Raw genomic sequence first — 16,514 nt, 5'->3', positions numbered from 1 at the left:
CCGCTCCCCGGCCGTCACCGTCGACGAGCCGTCCCCTTTCCTTTCAATTTTTCGCCACGAAGTCCCGGAGTGGGTATCCCCATGTCTGAAACAGGCACGTCCACAGCAGTTCAGGACCCGGTGTCCGACGCGCACAGCAACCGCTGGAAGGCGCTCGCCTTCATCGCGCTGGCCCAGCTGATGGTGGTGCTCGACGCCACCATCGTGAACATCGCGCTGCCCTCCGCCCAGCACGACCTCGGCATCTCGGACGGCAACCGGCAGTGGGTCGTCACGGCCTACGCCCTCGCCTTCGGCGGCCTGCTCCTGTTCGGCGGCCGTATCGCCGACCTCTGGGGTCGCAAGCGCGCCTTCGTCGTGGGCCTCGTCGGCTTCGCGCTGGCCTCCGCCCTCGGTGGAGCGGCGCAGAGCGGCGCGATGATGTTCGGCGCCCGTGCCCTTCAGGGTGTGTTCGGCGCGCTGCTGGCGCCCGCCGCGCTCTCGCTGCTCGCGGTGATGTTCACCGACGCCAAGGAGCGCGCCAAGGCCTTCGGCATCTACGGCGCGATCGCCGGTGGCGGCGGCGCGATCGGCTTCATCCTCGGCGGTGTCCTCACCGAGTACCTGAACTGGCGCTGGACCTTCTTCGTCAACATCCCGTTCGCGATCATCGCCGCCGCGGGCGCGTACTTCGTCATCCGTGAGCCCGAGGGCGGCCGTAACCGTTCGCCGCTCGACATCCCGGGCGTGGTCCTGTCCACCCTCGGTCTGGTCTCCCTCGTCTACGGCTTCACCCACGCCGCGACCAACGGCTGGAGCGACTCCCTGACGGTCGGCCTGTTCGTCGCGTCGGCGGTGCTGCTGGCCGCGTTCGTCCTCACCGAGTCCAAGGTCAAGGCCCCGCTGCTGCCCCTGCGCGTCGTCACGGAACGCAACCGTGGTGGCGTCTACCTCTCCCTCGGTCTCGCGATCATCGCGATGTTCGGCACGTTCCTCTTCCTCACGTACTACCTCCAGATCGTGAAGGGCTACTCGCCGATCTCGACCGGCTTCGCCTTCCTGCCGATGGTCGCGGGCATGATCACAGGTTCCACGCAGATCGGTGCCCGGCTGATGACCCGGGTCGCGCCGCGGCTGCTGATGGGACCCGGCTTCCTGGTCGCCGCGGTCGGCATGCTGCTTCTGGCGCAGCTGGAGATCGGCTCGTCGTACGCCACCCTGGTGCTGCCGGCGATGGTGCTGCTCGGTCTCGGCATGGGTACGGCGTTCATGCCCGCCATGTCGCTGGCCACGTACGGCATCGAGCCGCGTGACGCCGGTGTCGCCTCGGCGATGGTCAACACCTCGCAGCAGGTCGGTGGTGCGATCGGTACGGCGCTGCTGAACACGATCGCGGCCTCCGCGACCACCGCGTACATCAAGGACCACATCGCGGGCGCCGGTACCAAGGCGCAGCAGCAGCTGGTCCAGGCGGAGGGCATGGTGCACGGCTACAGCAACGCGATCTGGTTCGCGGTCGGCATGCTCGTGGCCGCCGCGGCAATCGCCTTCACCCTCATCAACGCCGGCCGTCCGGACACCTCCGCGGTCGTCGGTTCGGACGCGGGCGCGGAGGACGAGCTGAAGGTGCCGGTCGTCGCCCACTGACGAACCCGGCGCGGACCCCTTCGGGTACTCCACGTACGGACGCGGGATGGGGACGCCTCGTCCGTACGACTCCGGGGGACTGCCCCGGCTCCCACCACAGGGAGCCGGGGCAGTCCCGCGTCCACCGCCCGCCACGGACGACCGTCCTGGCGGAGCCAGGGCATCCGCCCGATCCGGACGAGAGCCTCGAACGCGGCCAGTGCCTCCGCCCGATGCGGACGAGAGCCTCGAACGCGGCCAGGGCCCCCGCCCGATGCGGACGAGAGCCCCGAACGCGGCCAGTGCCTCCGCCCGATGCGGACGAGAGCCCCGAACGCGGCCAGGGCCTCCGCCCGATGCGGACGACCGCAGGGCCCTCCCCGATGCGGACGACCGTCCTAGCGGAGCCAGGGCAGATCCGCCCCCGCGTCCTTCGGCTGGAGCCCCTCGGCGATGATCCGCATGGCCTCGCCGAAGGCCTTCCGCTGGTCGGGGCCGAGCCGGTCGAACAGGGCCTGGCGTACGGCGGCGACATGGCCCGGCGCGGTGCGCCGCAGCACTTCGAAGCCCTCGTCGGTCAGCACCGCGAACTGGCCCCGCTTGTCGGAGGGGCAGTCCTCCCGGCGTACCCAGCCGTTCTTCTCCAGTCGCGCGACGGCGTGCGAGAGCCGCGAGCGGGTGATCTTCGCGTTCATGGCCAGCTCCGTCATCCGCAGCCGGCGGCCCGGCGCCTCTCCGAGCTGGACGAGCAGGCCGTAGTAGATGTGCGGCATGCCCGCGTCCCGCTGGAGCTGACGGTCGAGGTGGTCTTCCAGGAGAGTCGTGGCGTGCATGTACGCGCGCCAGATGCGCTGTTCCTCGGCGGTGAGCCAGCGCGGCTCTTCAGCGGGAGCGGGTGCCTTGTTCATGTACTCCACTGTACGAGCCCCTTCTTGAAACTTAAACAAACCCGCCGTAGTCTCGTTCTGAGAACTTGAGACTTTAAGCAACTGCTTCAAAGATCAAGCACTGCCGCCGTACGATGGAACTCTCTGGAGGGAGCAGCCATGACCGCCGCCACCGAGGAGCGCCCCGCGCCGGAGCGCATGCCCGCCCTCTATCTCAGCCACGGTGCCCCGCCGCTCGCCGACGACCCGGTCTGGCCCGGTCAGCTCGCCGCCTGGTCCGCCGACCTGCCCCGCCCCAAGGCGATCCTCATGGTCTCCGCGCACTGGGAGGAGGCCCCCCTCGCCCTCGGCGCGATCGAGACGGTCCCCCTCGTCTACGACTTCTGGGGCTTCCCCGAGCACTACTACCAAGTGACGTACGCGGCCCCCGGCGCCCCCGAACTCGCCGCGTCCGTACGCAAGCTGCTGCGCGCGCCCGGTACGCCGGTGCAGGACATCCCGGACCGCGGACTCGACCACGGCGCGTACGTCCCCCTCAAGGAGATGTTCCCCGAGGCCGACATCCCGGTGCTCCAGATCTCCATGCCGACGCTCGACCCGGTCCGGCTGTTCGAGATCGGGCGGAAGCTGGCGCCGCTGCGCGACGAGGGCGTGCTGATCGTCGGCTCCGGCTTCTTCACCCACAACCTCGCGGCCCTGCGCCACACCGGCGGGGGAGTCCCCGCCTGGTCGAGCGAGTTCGACGACTGGGGACACCGTGCGCTGGAGGCCGGTGACGTGGACGCGCTGCTCGGCTTCGAGCGCAAGTCCCCGGCGGGCCGCCTCGCCCACCCGCGGACCGAGCACTTCGCCCCGCTCTTCGTGACCATGGGCGCGGCGGACGCCGTCGGAGGGCTCGACGGCCAGCGGTCCGTGATCGACGGATTCTGGCTGGGGATGGCGAAGCGGTCGGTGCAGTTCGGCTGAGTGGCCTGCGTCCGGCGGGCGGCGGGCGGCGGTCCTGGTTCGGGACCGCGGATGAAGGGAACCCGGAGAGCCCGAGGCGGGATTGCCTCTGCCCCGGGCTGTCGCATGTGCGGAGGCCGTGCGCGTGTGCCTTCGGGGAGAAAGTGCTGGATGCGGCGTACCTCGGAATCGCCTGTGAATCCGTGTCCGTGGCAACCATCGGGCGGCGCGGTCCGTCTTCAAGGGTGGGAAAGCAGCCGCGGACGACGGAGTTCCGGCGTGAAGACGACGGTGTCTCATGTGATGGGCGTCTCACGTGCGCAGGAGTCGTACGCGTCGGTGAGCGCGCCGGGTGCGGTTGCCGCTCCCGGCCTGACCTGCACATCTGTACGTTCTGACCGCTTTGGCCCTGCCGTGTGGTGCGACAGGGTACTGCATGATCAGAAAAATCCAGTGGCCGGTTGGGAATTCTGTCCTGATTCCAGTCGTTGTTTCCATCAGATGCCGGGCACCCGGGAGGGTGAGACCGGATGTCCAGGACCACCCGCAAGCCCACCACGCAAGGGAGCACGCATGGCAACCCGTGCCGTCGCCCGTCGTCAGTCCGCCACCGGCGGGACCGCCGACGCGGCACGCAGTGTTCGCGCCGGAGGCGGCGAAATCGCCGATCGCGACCTGGTCGGCATGTACCTCGACGAGATCGCGCGAACACCGTTGCTCGACGCCGCCAAGGAAGTCGAGTTGTCCCAGGTCATCGAGGCGGGTGTGTTCGCGCGGCAGATCCTCGACGGCGAGGCGGAGGCCGAGGCGGACGCGTCCCGCGAGGAACTGGAGGCGCTGGTCGCCGACAGCGAGCGCGCCAAGGACGTCTTCATACGGTCCAACCTGCGTCTGGTCGTGGCCGTGGCGCGCAGGTACCCGCGCAGCGGGCTCCCCCTGCTCGACCTGATCCAGGAGGGCAACGCCGGCCTGGTGCGCGCGGTCGAGAAGTTCGACTACCGCAAGGGCTTCAAGTTCTCGACGTACGCCACCTGGTGGATCCGTCAGGCCATCACCCGTTCCATCGCCGACCAGTCGCGCACGATCCGCCTCCCCGTCCATCTGGTCGAGGAACTGGGCCGGATCCGCCGTGTGCAGCGGGAGTTCAACCGTGAGAACGGGCGCGAGCCCGAGCACGCGGAGATAGCCGCCGAGCTCGGCACGACCCCCGAGCGGGTGGGCGACGTACTGGACTGGGCGCGTGACCCGGTCTCGCTGAACATGGCCGTGGACGACGAGGGCGAGACCCAGTTCGGCGACCTGCTGGAGGACACCTCGGCGGTCTCGCCCGAGCAGTCGGTTCTCACGCTGCTGCGCAGCGAGGAACTGGACGACCTGATCGGCCACCTCGACCAGCGCACCGCGTCCATCATCAAGATGCGGTACGGCATCGAGGACGGCCGGGAGCGGACGCTGACCGAGGTCGGCAAGGAGCACGGGCTCACACGTGAGCGCATCCGTCAGATCGAGAAGCACGCGCTGCTCGAACTGAAGAAGCTGGCGCGCGACACCGGATTCGACGCGGCGGCGTAGCGGGGACGGGGGCTTGGACCGGGGGCACCGGATCGCCCCCGGAGCGGCCGATCGGGCGGGGTGACTGGGCCGTACGGGTTCATTCACCGCACGGGCACGGAACCCGCCCGGCCCTGTCCGCACACGGGAACCCGTGGCACGTTGGCCACAAGTCGACCAGACATGGCCATGTAAGGCCGCTTCAACCTGCCGACCCCTGGGAACAAGACTTCAGGGTCCGCGCTTCGGGCCCTGTCCGAGCGGCGGAAGCGAACAGACGTACCGAGCGGAAGCACCGGTCGACGAACCCGACGGAAGCACACCGCTCCCCAGAACCGAGTCCCGACGCACACCCCCCCCCCGCGCCGGGACTCTCCCAGAGTCGAGCTTCGGCGCCTCCCCCCCCCGGCGCCGGAGCTCGGCTCCATTTTCGTTCCGGGGCACCGCGCGCGGGGCGCGGCAGCGTCGCCGGAACGCACGAGAACGGGCCACCCCGAACCTGAACCCCGGGGTGACCCGGGGGCAGATTCTGCCACAGCGACATAACCTGCCGTCGCCGACGGTCCACCGGGTGTCACCACCCCTGAGGTGCTCAGGGGGGTACCGCCGGCCGTCAAGCGCCGTCAGTCTGCGGCACTTCCCCCGCCCGGCTCAGCCTCGCGCCCAACACCTTTACGTAATCCACAAGTTCTCGTGGCTCCCGCACCGTGAAGTCGCAGCCGACCATCGCGATCCGCACCGCCAGCCAGTCCACGGAGTCGCTGGAGGTGGCCCGAAGCCGGCAGCTGTGCTCGTCGATCGCCTCGGGCGCGCCGACCCAGGCGGGCACACGGGCCGCGACGAACTCGGCCGGGGCGGCGAAGACGACGTCGAAGGCGTAGGTCTCCTGGCGCCCGTACATCGACCGCCGCAGGAACTCGGCGGCGTCCCCGTCCGGCAGTTCGCGCGGCACGAACCGGGCGCCGGTCGCGAAGGGCTCGGTCACCCGGTCGACGCGGAACGTCCGCCAGTCGCCGCGGTCCAGGTCGTAGGCGACCAGATACCAGCGGCGTCCGGTGGAGACCAGCCGGTACGGCTCGGTCAGCCGCCGCGACCCGGTCCCGTCCCCGGAGCGGTAGGCGAACCGCAGCCGCTCGGGCCCCGCGACGGCCGAGGCGATCACCGTCAGCGTCTCGGGCGCGATGCTCGCCCCGTCTCCGCTGGTCAGCGGGGTGGTCGCGGCCTGGAGCACGGACACGCGGCGGCGCAGCCGGGACGGCAGCACCTGCTCCAGCTTGGCGAGCGCCCGTACGGAGGCCTCGTCCACCCCCGCGACCGCGTGCCCGGCGCCGGCCCGCAGGCCCACCGCGATGGCCACGGCCTCCTCGTCGTCGAGGACGAGCGGGGGCATCGCCGTGCCCGCCACCAGCCGGTAGCCGCCGTCCGCGCCCTTGGACGCCTGCACCGGATAGCCCAGCTCGCGCAGCCGGTCGATGTCACGGCGGACCGTGCGGCGCGACACCCCGAGACGCTCGGACAGCTCGCCGCCCGGCCACTCGCGGGGTGTCTGGAGGAGGGAGAGGAGCTGGAGGAGCCTCGCCGGCGTATCCGTCGTCATGTCTCCCAGGGTGCCGGAGAACTAGGACATGATCTGACCTAATCGGACTCTAGGTTGGTCCCATGACCTCCACCGACCTCCCCGACACAGCTCTCGGCAGCCCGGCACCGGGCGCCGCGGCCGACCGACGGCGCTGGTTCGCCCTCGCCATCGTGATGACCGCGGCCTTCATGGACCTCGTCGACGTCACGATCGTCAACATCGCCATCCCGTCGATCCAGCGCGACGCGGGCGCCACCTTCAGCCAGATCCAGTGGATCACCGCGGGCTACGCGCTGGCCTTCGCCGCGGGCCTGGTCACCGGCGGCCGACTGGGCGACATCCACGGCCGCAAGCGGCTCTTCCTCCTCGGCGTGGCCGGCTTCACCGTCGCGTCGGCGCTGTGCGGTTTCGCGGTGAACCCGGAGATGCTCGTCGCCTCGCGCATCCTCCAGGGCGCCATGGCCGCGATGATGGTGCCGCAGGTCCTGTCGATCGTGCACGCCACCTTCCCCGCGCACGAGCGCGGCAAGGTCTTCGGCCTCTTCGGCGCGATCGTCGGACTCGGCGCGGTCTCGGGCCCGCTCCTCGGCGCGCTGCTCACCGAGTGGAACCTCTTCGGCCTGGAATGGCGGCCGATCTTCCTCATCAACCTGCCGGTCGGTGTGGTCGCGCTGATCCTGGGCCGCCGCTTCATCAGCGAGTCCAAGGCCCCGAGGGCGCTCAAGCTCGACCTCGTCGGCGTCGCCCTCGTCACGCTCGGCCTGCTGATGCTGCTCTACCCGCTGACCCGCGGCCGTGAACTGGGCTGGCCGCTGTGGGGATACGTGTCGATGGCCGGTTCCCTCGTGGTCTTCGCGGCGCTGGTGGCGTACGAGCGGCGCAAGACGGCGCGGGACGGTTCCCCGCTGGTCGAGCTGTCGCTGTTCAAGGTGAAGAGCTTCGCGGCGGGCATCGCCGTGCAGACCGTCTTCGGTGTCGCGCTCGGCATCTTCTTCCTGGTCTGGACGCTGTACATGCAGATCGGACTGGGCTGGCGTCCGCTGCGGGCGGGCCTGACCGGAGTGCCGTTCTCGATCGCGGTCTCGGCGGCGGCGGGCATGTCCGTGCAGCTCCTCGTGCCGCGCTTCGGGCGCAAGGTGCTCCAGGCGGGCGCGCTGATCATGGCGCTCGGCGTGCTGCTCTACATCTGGGAGTCCGACCGCTACGGCATGGGCATCGCCTCCTGGCAGATGGCCCTCCCGCTGGTGGTCATGGGTGCCGGCATGGGCTTCATCGTGGCGCCGCTGACGGACGCCGTGCTCTCGGACGTCCCGCGCGAGCACTCGGGTTCGGCCTCGGGCCTGATCAACACCGTGCAGCAGATGGGCAACGCGCTCGGCCTCGGCCTGGTCTCGGTCCTCTTCTTCGGCGAGATCGGCGACCGGCTGACCGCCGCCCAGGTGGGCCCGGCCTTCGTGAACGCCTTCCAGCACGCGCTGGGCTGGGTCGCCGCCGTACTGGCCGTCATCTTCCTGCTGATGTTCGCCCTGCCGAAGCGGCCGGCCCAGCACGTGGAGGGCGCGCAGGACGCGACGGGTCCCGAGGACGAGACGGACCGTCAGGACGAGACCGGCCCCCGGGGCCACGATCTGGACAAGGGCGGGGAAGCCGGCGAGGTCCGGGACCGGAAGCCGGAGTTCGTGAGCGGGGGCTGATCCCCGTGGGCCGGGGCTGATCCCGGTGGGCCGGGGCTGACACCCGCCCCGGTACGCCGTCACCCGTGTGACGCGGAGGTCCGAACGGGAGGGGCCCGGCACCTCAGGTGCCGGGCCCCTCCCGTCTCAGCCCAGACGCGCCGCCCGGCGCTCCATGGCGTCCCGGGCCGCGTCCTCGGACGCGTACACCTCGCACATGTGCCGCCGGTCCGGTGTCGCCGTGTGCTCGACCTCCCACAGGGAGATCTCCTGCCCGTCGCGCAGCAGGAACGCGTGCTCGTAGAGCGAGAAGCACAGGCCCGCCTGCCCCGCGCGGCAAGGACGCCCGAAGGCCTGGGTGATCTGGTGCGCGAACGCCTCCCGAAGCAGCAGAGACGTGAGATCGGTGTCCGGCCGGTCCGGATTCTCCGCGCGCCGCAGAAGCCGGCGCGCGTGATCGGCGGAGTCGTCGGGCACATAGGTGTGACGCGGCTCGGGGATCGACGACAGCTGCACGAAGACGGGCAGTTCGAAGTCCGGCGCGTCCGGCGGCAGCGGGAGCCGGGCCGTGGCGGTACGCAGCTCGTCCTCGTCCACATAGACCTCGTGCTGGGCGTCGCGACCGGTCGCCGTGTTGTGCACCAGCTCCCACAGCGTGACGGTGGAACCGTCGGCGAGCAGCCAGGTGTGCCGGTACGTCTCCCGGTGCAGCCCCGCGCTGTGGTGCGCGGAGTGCAGCGAACTGTCGTGCGCCAGCGCGCAGTCGAGCCGCCGTATCGCCTCGTCGGGCAGCTCGAACGAGTTCAGGGCGCGGCCCAGAAGTCGTGCGAGATGCTCCTCCGGAGACTCGGGCGACTCGGGTGGTTCGTACGCTGCTGTCTCGTACGGAACGCTCAAGGTTTCTCCCGGCGTTGCTGCATGTCACCTTGTGGGTGCATACCGTAGCCCCTCGGTCGGACATCATGTCCGCGAACCGAGAAAACGTACGGACGGAAAACGGGCGGGCCGCGCGACGAGTTCCCCCGCGGCTCGGGCGAACGTCAAAAGCCCCTCGTCACACGGCACTTCCGGCGGTCCGCGCGTCCCGCGAAAGGTTCCGGCCGTCGCTTCCATTGTCCGGCAAGGCGCCCTTGCCGCACCAGTTCCCTGCCGCTACGACCCGCCCGCTACGACCTCCCCGCTCCCGCCTCCCCGTACAGCTCCTCGTACGACGGCCACGCCCCGCCCGCCCCCTCCACCGGCTCCGCCGCGCGTACCGCGCGCACGATCGCCCGGGTCACCAGGTCCGCGCCCGCCGCGAGGATCTCGTTGAGCGCGAGCGGGTTGCCGGCGGCGAGCGGCCGGTCACCCGTGGCCAGCGCGAACACCGTGTCCCCGTCGTTGAGCAGATGCACCGGCCGCACGGCCCGCGCGATCCCGTCGTGCGCCGTGCCCGCGAGCTTCTGCGCCTGCGCACGCGTCAGGGCGGCGTCGGTGGCGACGACGGCGAGCGTGGTGTTCAACGGCGGCGGCGCGTTCCTCGCGGCGGCCTCCGAGAGCCGCAGCCGGGCGGCCTCGCGCACCGCGGCCGACGGAATCGCCGTACGGCCTCGCGTCAACTCCCCGTACAGCGCCCCCGTTTCCGGCTCCATCACCGAGCCCACCGCGTTGGCCACCACCAGCGCGCCCACCGTCACCCCTGACTCCAGCACGGCACTGGCCGTCCCGATCCCGCCCTTGAGCTGCCCGACCACCGCCCCCGTGCCCGCGCCGACGGAGCCCTGGAGCACCGGCGCCCGCAACCCGCTCGCGTCGGCAGCCCGGACCGCGTCGGCCCCGGTGGAAGCATTCGGCCGCGCCCGGAAGTCGCCGCCGCGCCCGAGATCGAAGACGCAGGCGGCGGGCACGACGGGTACGACATGGGTCGGGTCCGGGCCCACCCGCACCCCGCGCCCGCGCTCCTCCAGCCACGTCATCACGCCCGACGCCGAGTCCAGACCGTAGGCACTGCCTCCCGTCAGCACCACCGCCTCGATCTTCTGCACGAGGTTGCGCGGATCGAGCGCGTCCGTCTCCTTGGTGCCGGGCCCGCCTCCGCGCACGTCCACGGCGGCGATCACCCCGCCCTCGGGAGCGAGCACCACCGTCGTCCCCGTGAGCCAACCGTTCCCGCTGCGCGTGGCGTGCCCGACCCGCAGACCCGCGACATCCGTCAGAGCGTCAACTGTCATGCGCCCAGTCTTCCCCCGCCGAGCTCTCGCTCTCCCCTCTCTCTACGCGCCTCCCGCCGCTCCGGTCACCGCCTCCCCTGCCGCCGTCCGCGCCGTCATCAGCACCCCGGCCGCCACCGACAGCGCGGAGACGATGCCCGCGGTCAGGACCGCCCAGTCGCCCAGGAAGGTGCACAGGATGACGAGCAGCGCGGTGGCCGGCAGGACGACCTGCTGGGCGATGCCGACCTTGAAATGGCGGGAGTGCAGGACCCAGACGGCGAGGAAGAACAGGGCGGTCGGCAGGGTCACGGCGGCGGACGCCGAGAGCGCCGAGATGTGCGCGGTGCCGACCGTCTGCTCCACCGCGACTTCGAGTCCCGCCCCGATCGCGGCGGCCGACGAGAAGATCAGATAGTGGCCGTATCCCCACAGGAAGGCCTGTCCGCTGGAGCGCAGATGGCCGTGGATCGGCACCACGAAGTAGATCCACCATGCGGAGAACACGATCAGCAGGCCGCCCGCGGCGATGGGCAGCAGCTCGCCCAGGGCGTCGTGCTCGTCCACGGCCGACTTCACCGCGACGGTGGCCGCGGCGATCGTCTCGCCCAGCACGATGATCGTGAACAGTCCGTACCGCTCGGCGATGTGGTGCGGATGCCAGGACGTGGTGAAGTCCTTCTCCGCGTACAGCGGGACGCACAGCTCGGCCAGGGCCACCACCAGGAAGACCCACGGGCGGCCCGCCCCGGGCGCGATCAGCAGGCCGAGCCAGCCGATCTGGCACAGCAGGACGCCACCCGCGTACCGCAGTGCCGCCGTTCTCTCGGTCCCCTCCGTGGACCGGGCCACCCGCAGCCACTGCGCGATCATCGCGAGCCGCATGATGACGTAGCCGAGCCAGACGACCAGGAAGTCGTGGTTCTCGAACGCCTTGGACACCCCGGCCGCGAGGACCAGGACGCCGGCGATCTGCACCAGCGTGACCACGCGGTAGAGCACGTCGTCGTTGTCGTAGGCCGAGGCGAACCAGCTGAAGTTCATCCACGCCCACCAGATGGCGAAGAAGATCATCGCGTAGTCGAGGATGCCCTGGCCCGCGTGCCCCTCCGCCACGGCGTGCACCAGCTCGGCGCCCGCCTGGGCGATGGCCACCACGAAACACAGGTCGAACAGGAGCTCCAGCGGCGACGCGACCCGGTGCTCCTCGTCACGGCCGCGGGCGGTCATGCGGCGCAGCGGCCAGTGGCCCGCGGAGCGTGGTGACGCGGCGGATTCCGGAGCAGAACGCGAGGTCATGGGGCCAAGCACAGCAGAAAAGTCCCGGAAAATCTTGTGCCCGGCCCGGCTCGGGTGGGCCGCTGCCCCCGCGGCGTACCCTTGGGGCATGAGTCCCGCCCCCGCCCCCGAACCGCGCGATCCGAAGCCGGCCCTGGTCTTCGACGATCCGCTGAACCAGCAGTCCTCGGACGACACGGACCGCGGGTGGGGCGAGCGGGCCGACGGCACCGGTGACAGCGCCGCCGACCTCAAGCGCTTCCTCGACGAGAAGCCGCCCCACCACATCTGAGCCCGGCCCGGGGTGTTCCCGCCCCCGGGATCCCGGCCTCCGGCCCCGGCGCGACGGCGCCCACCGTGCTGGCGGGCCCGCGCACCCGGCTCCGCCGTCAGTACGGGCGGTGTCCCTGACCGCGCTGGGCGACCAGTTCGTTGCGGATCTCCTTCAGCACCTCCAGCTCGGTCACCTCGATGACCTCCCGCGTGCCGTCCTTCGCCTTCTGGCGCTCCGCCTGCCGGGCCAGGAACTTGGACATCGGGAGCACCATCAGGAAGTACACGACGGTGGCGGTGACCAGGAACTGGAGCGAGGCGCCCAGCACGGAGCCCCACATGATGCGGATGCCCTTGGCGTCCGCCCCGGTGCCCGTGCAGGGGCTCTCCAGGCAGGAGTAGTAGCTGTCGAGGTTCTTCGTGCCGACAGCGCCGATGAGCGGGTTGATGATCCCCTTCACCACGGAGTTGACGATGTTGGTGAAGGCCGCGCCGATGACCACGGCGACAGCGAGGTCGATGACGTTGCCCCGCATGATGAAGGCCTTGAAGCCCTCCCAGACACCGGGCTGATGATTGTCGCTCACTAGGAGGCCCCTCCGCGCAGGTTGTGGAACAAACAGCTCCGCAACCTACGGCAGGTCCTCCCCGGACCGGTGAACTGGGTGGCTCGTGCGAGGGACTTGAGACGGTTTCGTCGTTCATCGCAAGGTCACCGCCAGCCGTGACGTCGTGCCCGCGCCCGCCAGCCGCACGGCCGTCGCGCGGGGAACGGAGAGGACGACCAGGGCTCCGGTGCCGGTGGCGCCGACGTCCGGGACCCCGGTGACGCGCGCCCCGGCCGCGACCACCCGCACCTCGCCGCCGGCGTCCGCCGCCACCACGTCGACCCGGTCGCCGGGACGCAGCAGGCTCACCGTGGCGCCGTCGGCGATCCGGACCGGCGCCCGCACCGTCTCGACCGCGCCCGGACCACGTACGCGTGAGGAAGCGGTGGTTGGGGCGGACCGGGAGGCCGACGGCGGCGTGGACACGGGATGCCCGCGCCCCCGCCCGTCGTCCCCCGGGCCGGCCGCCACGAGCGCGGCGGCCGTCATGGCCAGACAGGCGGCGGCCGTCCGCCTCCGGTGCCGGGTCAGGAGCCGCAGCCGATGGAGCCCGCCCCGGACCCGGACGGGCGCGAACTGCGGCACCTCGCACGTCGGAGGAGTGTCCGCGCCCGGCGGGCGGATGTACTGGGAGAGCTGTGCCATGGTGACCACCACCTGCGACGAGGGACCGGCTTGCGATCCCACGATGCGCTCTCGCGGCGCGGCCCGCGGGCGCCGGTGGACGACCCGCGTTCTGTGGACAACTCCCTCACCCGAACGGGGAGTTCCGCCCACGCCCGCCCACGCGCACGCCCGCCCACGCCCACGCGCACGGCCGCCCACGCCCGCCCGCATCAGCTCGCGTCGACCGGTGCCCGCCCGTGCCCGCCCGTGCCCGCCCGTGCCCGCTCATGGGCAGCCGGTGCCCTCTTGCCCGAGCCCGGGTCAGGGCAGCGTGAAGCCCGGATCCATCCCGCCCAGCGCCTTCGTGCACAGGCAGTCCCGCGATCCGTTCGCGGGCAGCGCCGCGACCGCGTCGAAGAGCACGCCCCGCAGCCGGTCCACGTTCGCGGCGAACACCTTCAGCACCTCGTCGTGCGAGACGCCCTCACCGGTCTCGGCGCCCGCGTCGAGGTCGGTGACCAGTGTCAACGACGTGTAGCAGAGCTCCAGTTCGCGGGCGAGCGCGGCCTCGGGGTGTCCGGTCATGCCGACCACCGACCAGCCCTGCGCCTGGTGCCAGAGCGATTCGGCCCGGGTGGAGAACCGCGGACCCTCTATGACCACGAGCGTGCCGCCGTCCACCGGCTCCCAGCCGCGTCCCCGCGCGGCCTCCAGGGCGACCTTGCGGCCCACGGGGCAGTACGGGTCGGCCAGCGACACGTGCACCACGTTCGGCACCGTGCCGTCGGGCAGCGGCAGCCCGTCGAAGTAGGACTGCGAGCGGGCCTTCGTACGGTCCACGAACTGGTCGGGAACGAGCAGGGTCCCGGGCCCGTACTCGGGGCGCAGTCCGCCCACGGCGCAGGGGCCGAGGATCTGGCGGGCGCCGACGGAGCGCAGCGCCCACAGGTTGGCCCGGTAGTTGATCCGGTGCGGCGGCAGATGGTGGCCGCGGCCGTGGCGCGGCAGGAAGGCGACCCGCCGGCCGGCGATCTCGCCGAGGAAGAGGGAGTCGCTGGGCGGGCCGTAAGGGGTGTCCACCCGCAGCTCGGTCACGTCGTCGAGGAAGGAGTAGAAGCCCGAGCCGCCGATGACGCCGATCTCGGCCGAGGCAGCCGGCTGCTCGCCGGCGGCCGGGGTCTGTGGGTTCTCCGTGTTCGCCATGAACGGCACCCTACGGGCTGCCCCGATCGGGGGAGGCCCGAGGCGGCCGCGCCCGGTGGGCCCGAGGCAGCCGCGCCCAGGGGGCCCGAGGCAGCCGCGCCCGGTGGGCCCGAAGCCGCCGTGACCGGAGTCGATGGGCGAAGGGACGGTGACCGACCCGGCCGAGGCCCCCGTGACGGACGGACGCCGAAGACCCCGTCGTCGCGTACGACGGCGGGGTCCCGTGGAACGAGCCCTGTGAGGCGTTGCCGCCGTATGGCGAGGCCTTACAGCGAAGCCCTGCGGCGAGGCCTGGTGGCCACGGCGGGCCGGGGACCCCGGCGGACCGGGGAGTCCTTACGCGGCGGAGCTGCCGGCGGAGCCGGTGCCCGACGACTTCGCGCCCGAGGACGACGAGCCGGACGTCGACGACGAGGACTTGGTGTCCGAGGTCGAGGACGCGGACGTGGATGTCGACGGCTTCGACGCCGGCGAGCTGCTCGACGAGGAGCCGCGGCTGTCGTTGCGGTAGAAGCCGGAGCCCTTGAAGACAATGCCGACGGCCGAGAACACCTTCTTCAGGCGGCCGTTGCAATTCGGGCATTCCGTCAGGGCGTCATCGGTGAACTTCTGCACCGCCTCGAGGCCCTCGCCGCACTCGGTGCACTGGTACTGGTAGGTCGGCACTTGTCTTCCTCCTGGCACTCTCACTCAGTGAGTGCTAACGACGGTCCATACTGACGTATTCCGCGAGATCAGTCCACTGTCACCGGCACGCGGTGACCGACGCCACGCGCGACGGCACGGCTCGGGGCCCCTGGGGCGAGACGCGACCGCAGGGTCACGAGGGTCGCCAGAGCCAGTGCGGTACCGGCCATCGGGACCAGGAAGCCCGCGCCGCCCCACAGCCTGTCCTCCAGCTGTCCCGCCACCGTGACGGCCGCCGCCTGGCCGAGCGCGACGGCGCCGGTGAGCCAGGTGAAGGCCTCGGTGCGGGCGCCCCGCGGAACGAGGCTCTCGACCAGTGTGTAGCCGGTGATCAGGCTCGGAGCGATGCACATGCCGACCACCAGACCGAGGCCGGCGAGCACGACCACCGAGTTCGCGGCCCACAGCCCGGAGGCGGCCACCGCGAGGGCGGCGTACCCGAGGACCAGGCGTCGCTGCGGGGCCACCTTCCAGGCGACGGCGCCGCAGACGATGCCCGAGAGCATGTTGCCCGCCGCGAAGACGCCGTACAGGACACCGTTCAGGCCGGGCTCGCCGATCGACTGGCTGTACGCGGCCAGCGAGACCTGCATGCCGCCGAAGACGGAGCCGATGCCCAGGAAGGTCATGATCAGAACGCGTACCCCGGGGATCCGCAGAGCGGAACCGTGCTCCACGCGCGCGTGCCCGGCGGCGGCGACCGCGGGCTGCGTGCTCTTCTGCGCGGCGAACAGCAGACCGCCGACCAGGGTCAGCGACGCCTCGGTCAGCAGGCCCGCGGCGGGGGCGACGGCCGTGCACAGCGCCGTGGCGAGCAGGGGGCCGAAGACGAACGTCAGCTCGTCCGTGACCGACTCGAACGCGGCCGCGGTCGGCATCAGGGGCGAGTCCTGGAGCTTGACGCCCCAGCGTGCCCGCACCATGGGGCTGATCTGCGGCACGGAGGCGCCCGTCGGCACGGCGGCGACGAAGAGCACCCACAAGGGGGCACCCGCCAGCGCGAGCGCCGTCAGGGAGAAGCCGGCCGCGGCGTGCACGAGGACACCGGGCAGCAGGACGGCGCGCTGTCCGTGCCGGTCGGCCAGACGCCCGGTGAAGGGCGCGAACAGCGCCATGGAGACACCGGTGACGGCCGCGACCGCGCCGGCGGCACCGTAGGAGCCGGTGGTGTGCTGCACGAGCAGCACGATGGAGATCGTCAGCATGGCGAACGGCTGACGGGCGGCGAAGCCGGGGAGCAGGAACGTCCAGGCGCCGCGGGTGCGCAGCAGCTGTCCGTATCCCGGGCGGGAGGTGACCGTGGATGCCACGGCCCGTGCCTTTCTGCCGCCTGGTAGCGCGCCCGTGCGGGGGCGCCGAGAGCTGTCCTCTTGCGCGGATCTGCGGTAGATACCGGCGCCCCTGCGGAAGGACGTCACGGCCGCCATACG

General features: G+C 71.5%; 15 protein-coding genes. 5 read left to right on the top strand and 10 right to left on the bottom strand.

Going from position 1 to position 16,514, the window contains the following annotated elements:
* Positions 1-81: 81 nt before the first annotated feature.
* Positions 82-1,626, top strand: coding sequence for an MFS transporter (locus WJM95_RS13555; RefSeq protein ID WP_339129909.1), 1,545 nt, complete (start codon positions 82-84; stop codon positions 1,624-1,626).
* A 377-nt stretch (positions 1,627-2,003) separates the two neighbouring features.
* Here WJM95_RS13555 and WJM95_RS13550 read toward each other — a convergent pair whose 3' ends face one another.
* Positions 2,004-2,513, bottom strand: coding sequence for a MarR family transcriptional regulator (locus WJM95_RS13550; RefSeq protein WP_339129907.1), 510 nt, complete (start codon positions 2,511-2,513; stop codon positions 2,004-2,006).
* A gap of 138 nt (positions 2,514-2,651) precedes the next feature.
* Here WJM95_RS13550 and WJM95_RS13545 point away from each other — a divergent pair, with 138 nt between their 5' ends.
* Together WJM95_RS13545 and WJM95_RS13540 are read left to right on the top strand one after the other, a co-directional pair.
* Positions 2,652-3,458, top strand: coding sequence for a class III extradiol ring-cleavage dioxygenase (locus WJM95_RS13545; protein WP_339129905.1), 807 nt, complete (start codon positions 2,652-2,654; stop codon positions 3,456-3,458).
* 552 nt (positions 3,459-4,010) lie between these two features.
* Positions 4,011-5,009: a sigma-70 family RNA polymerase sigma factor gene (locus WJM95_RS13540; RefSeq protein ID WP_339129904.1), complete on the top strand. Its 999-nt coding sequence runs from the start codon at positions 4,011-4,013 to the stop codon at positions 5,007-5,009.
* 592 nt (positions 5,010-5,601) lie between these two features.
* On the opposite strand, the gene WJM95_RS13535 is transcribed toward WJM95_RS13540, so the two are convergent.
* A complete protein-coding gene (locus tag WJM95_RS13535; protein ID WP_339129903.1) occupies positions 5,602-6,585 on the bottom strand; it encodes a YafY family protein in 984 nt (327 codons plus the stop codon).
* Positions 6,586-6,647: 62 nt separating this feature from the next.
* Here WJM95_RS13535 and WJM95_RS13530 point away from each other — a divergent pair, with 62 nt between their 5' ends.
* Positions 6,648-8,261, top strand: a complete 1,614-nt coding sequence (locus WJM95_RS13530) for an MFS transporter (RefSeq protein WP_339129902.1) — start codon at positions 6,648-6,650, stop codon at positions 8,259-8,261.
* A 126-nt stretch (positions 8,262-8,387) separates the two neighbouring features.
* Here the strand turns inward: WJM95_RS13530 and WJM95_RS13525 are convergent, their stop codons facing one another.
* The 3 genes from WJM95_RS13525 to WJM95_RS13515 all read right to left on the bottom strand — a co-directional run bounded on the left by WJM95_RS13525 (position 8,388) and on the right by WJM95_RS13515 (position 11,728).
* Positions 8,388-9,137: a DUF6227 family protein gene (locus tag WJM95_RS13525; RefSeq protein WP_339129901.1), complete on the bottom strand. Its 750-nt coding sequence runs from the start codon at positions 9,135-9,137 to the stop codon at positions 8,388-8,390.
* A 269-nt stretch (positions 9,138-9,406) separates the two neighbouring features.
* Positions 9,407-10,450, bottom strand: coding sequence for a P1 family peptidase (locus WJM95_RS13520; RefSeq protein WP_339129899.1), 1,044 nt, complete (start codon positions 10,448-10,450; stop codon positions 9,407-9,409).
* A 42-nt stretch (positions 10,451-10,492) separates the two neighbouring features.
* Positions 10,493-11,728, bottom strand: coding sequence for a low temperature requirement protein A (locus tag WJM95_RS13515; protein ID WP_339129898.1), 1,236 nt, complete (start codon positions 11,726-11,728; stop codon positions 10,493-10,495).
* 88 nt (positions 11,729-11,816) lie between these two features.
* Between WJM95_RS13515 and WJM95_RS13510 the strand changes: the two genes are divergently transcribed.
* Positions 11,817-11,999, top strand: coding sequence for a hypothetical protein (locus WJM95_RS13510; protein WP_339129897.1), 183 nt, complete (start codon positions 11,817-11,819; stop codon positions 11,997-11,999).
* 97 nt (positions 12,000-12,096) lie between these two features.
* Here WJM95_RS13510 and mscL read toward each other — a convergent pair whose 3' ends face one another.
* The 5 genes from mscL to WJM95_RS13485 form a co-directional block, all read right to left on the bottom strand.
* The gene (mscL, locus tag WJM95_RS13505) at positions 12,097-12,567 is read right to left on the bottom strand and encodes a large conductance mechanosensitive channel protein MscL (RefSeq protein ID WP_339129896.1); all 471 of its coding nucleotides are present in this window, start codon (positions 12,565-12,567) and stop codon (positions 12,097-12,099) included.
* A 114-nt stretch (positions 12,568-12,681) separates the two neighbouring features.
* Complete coding sequence (locus tag WJM95_RS13500) at positions 12,682-13,233, bottom strand: hypothetical protein (protein ID WP_339135541.1); 552 nt, start codon at positions 13,231-13,233, stop codon at positions 12,682-12,684.
* 282 nt (positions 13,234-13,515) lie between these two features.
* Positions 13,516-14,397, bottom strand: coding sequence for an S-methyl-5'-thioadenosine phosphorylase (locus tag WJM95_RS13495; protein ID WP_339129895.1), 882 nt, complete (start codon positions 14,395-14,397; stop codon positions 13,516-13,518).
* Between the two features lie 336 nt (positions 14,398-14,733).
* Positions 14,734-15,063 carry an FmdB family zinc ribbon protein gene (locus tag WJM95_RS13490; protein ID WP_339129894.1) on the bottom strand — a complete coding sequence of 110 codons (330 nt, stop codon included), beginning with the start codon at positions 15,061-15,063 and terminating at the stop codon, positions 14,734-14,736.
* 68 nt (positions 15,064-15,131) lie between these two features.
* Positions 15,132-16,394 (bottom strand): MFS transporter, encoded by a 1,263-nt coding sequence (locus WJM95_RS13485; RefSeq protein WP_339129892.1) that lies wholly within the window; start codon positions 16,392-16,394, stop codon positions 15,132-15,134.
* Positions 16,395-16,514 lie beyond the last annotated feature (120 nt).

Origin of the sequence: Streptomyces sp. f51 (genome assembly GCF_037940415.1) — a bacterium.
Taxonomy (GTDB): domain Bacteria; phylum Actinomycetota; class Actinomycetes; order Streptomycetales; family Streptomycetaceae; genus Streptomyces.
Note: the sequence above shows the minus strand (reverse complement) of the source record. Positions and strands in the feature narration are given on the sequence as shown.

Bases quoted from the DNA above. Each gene is read 5' to 3' on its own strand.
- WJM95_RS13555 (WP_339129909.1), top strand. From the start codon at position 82: ATGTCTGAAACAGGCACGTCCACAGCAGTTCAGGACCCGGTGTCCGAC.
- WJM95_RS13550 (WP_339129907.1), bottom strand. From the start codon at position 2,513: ATGAACAAGGCACCCGCTCCCGCTGAAGAGCCGCGCTGGCTCACCGCC.
- WJM95_RS13545 (WP_339129905.1), top strand. From the start codon at position 2,652: ATGACCGCCGCCACCGAGGAGCGCCCCGCGCCGGAGCGCATGCCCGCC.
- WJM95_RS13540 (WP_339129904.1), top strand. From the start codon at position 4,011: ATGGCAACCCGTGCCGTCGCCCGTCGTCAGTCCGCCACCGGCGGGACC.
- WJM95_RS13535 (WP_339129903.1), bottom strand. From the start codon at position 6,585: ATGACGACGGATACGCCGGCGAGGCTCCTCCAGCTCCTCTCCCTCCTC.
- WJM95_RS13530 (WP_339129902.1), top strand. From the start codon at position 6,648: ATGACCTCCACCGACCTCCCCGACACAGCTCTCGGCAGCCCGGCACCG.
- WJM95_RS13520 (WP_339129899.1), bottom strand. From the start codon at position 10,450: ATGACAGTTGACGCTCTGACGGATGTCGCGGGTCTGCGGGTCGGGCAC.
- WJM95_RS13515 (WP_339129898.1), bottom strand. From the start codon at position 11,728: ATGACCTCGCGTTCTGCTCCGGAATCCGCCGCGTCACCACGCTCCGCG.
- WJM95_RS13510 (WP_339129897.1), top strand. From the start codon at position 11,817: ATGAGTCCCGCCCCCGCCCCCGAACCGCGCGATCCGAAGCCGGCCCTG.
- WJM95_RS13500 (WP_339135541.1), bottom strand. From the start codon at position 13,233: ATGGCACAGCTCTCCCAGTACATCCGCCCGCCGGGCGCGGACACTCCT.
- WJM95_RS13495 (WP_339129895.1), bottom strand. From the start codon at position 14,397: ATGGCGAACACGGAGAACCCACAGACCCCGGCCGCCGGCGAGCAGCCG.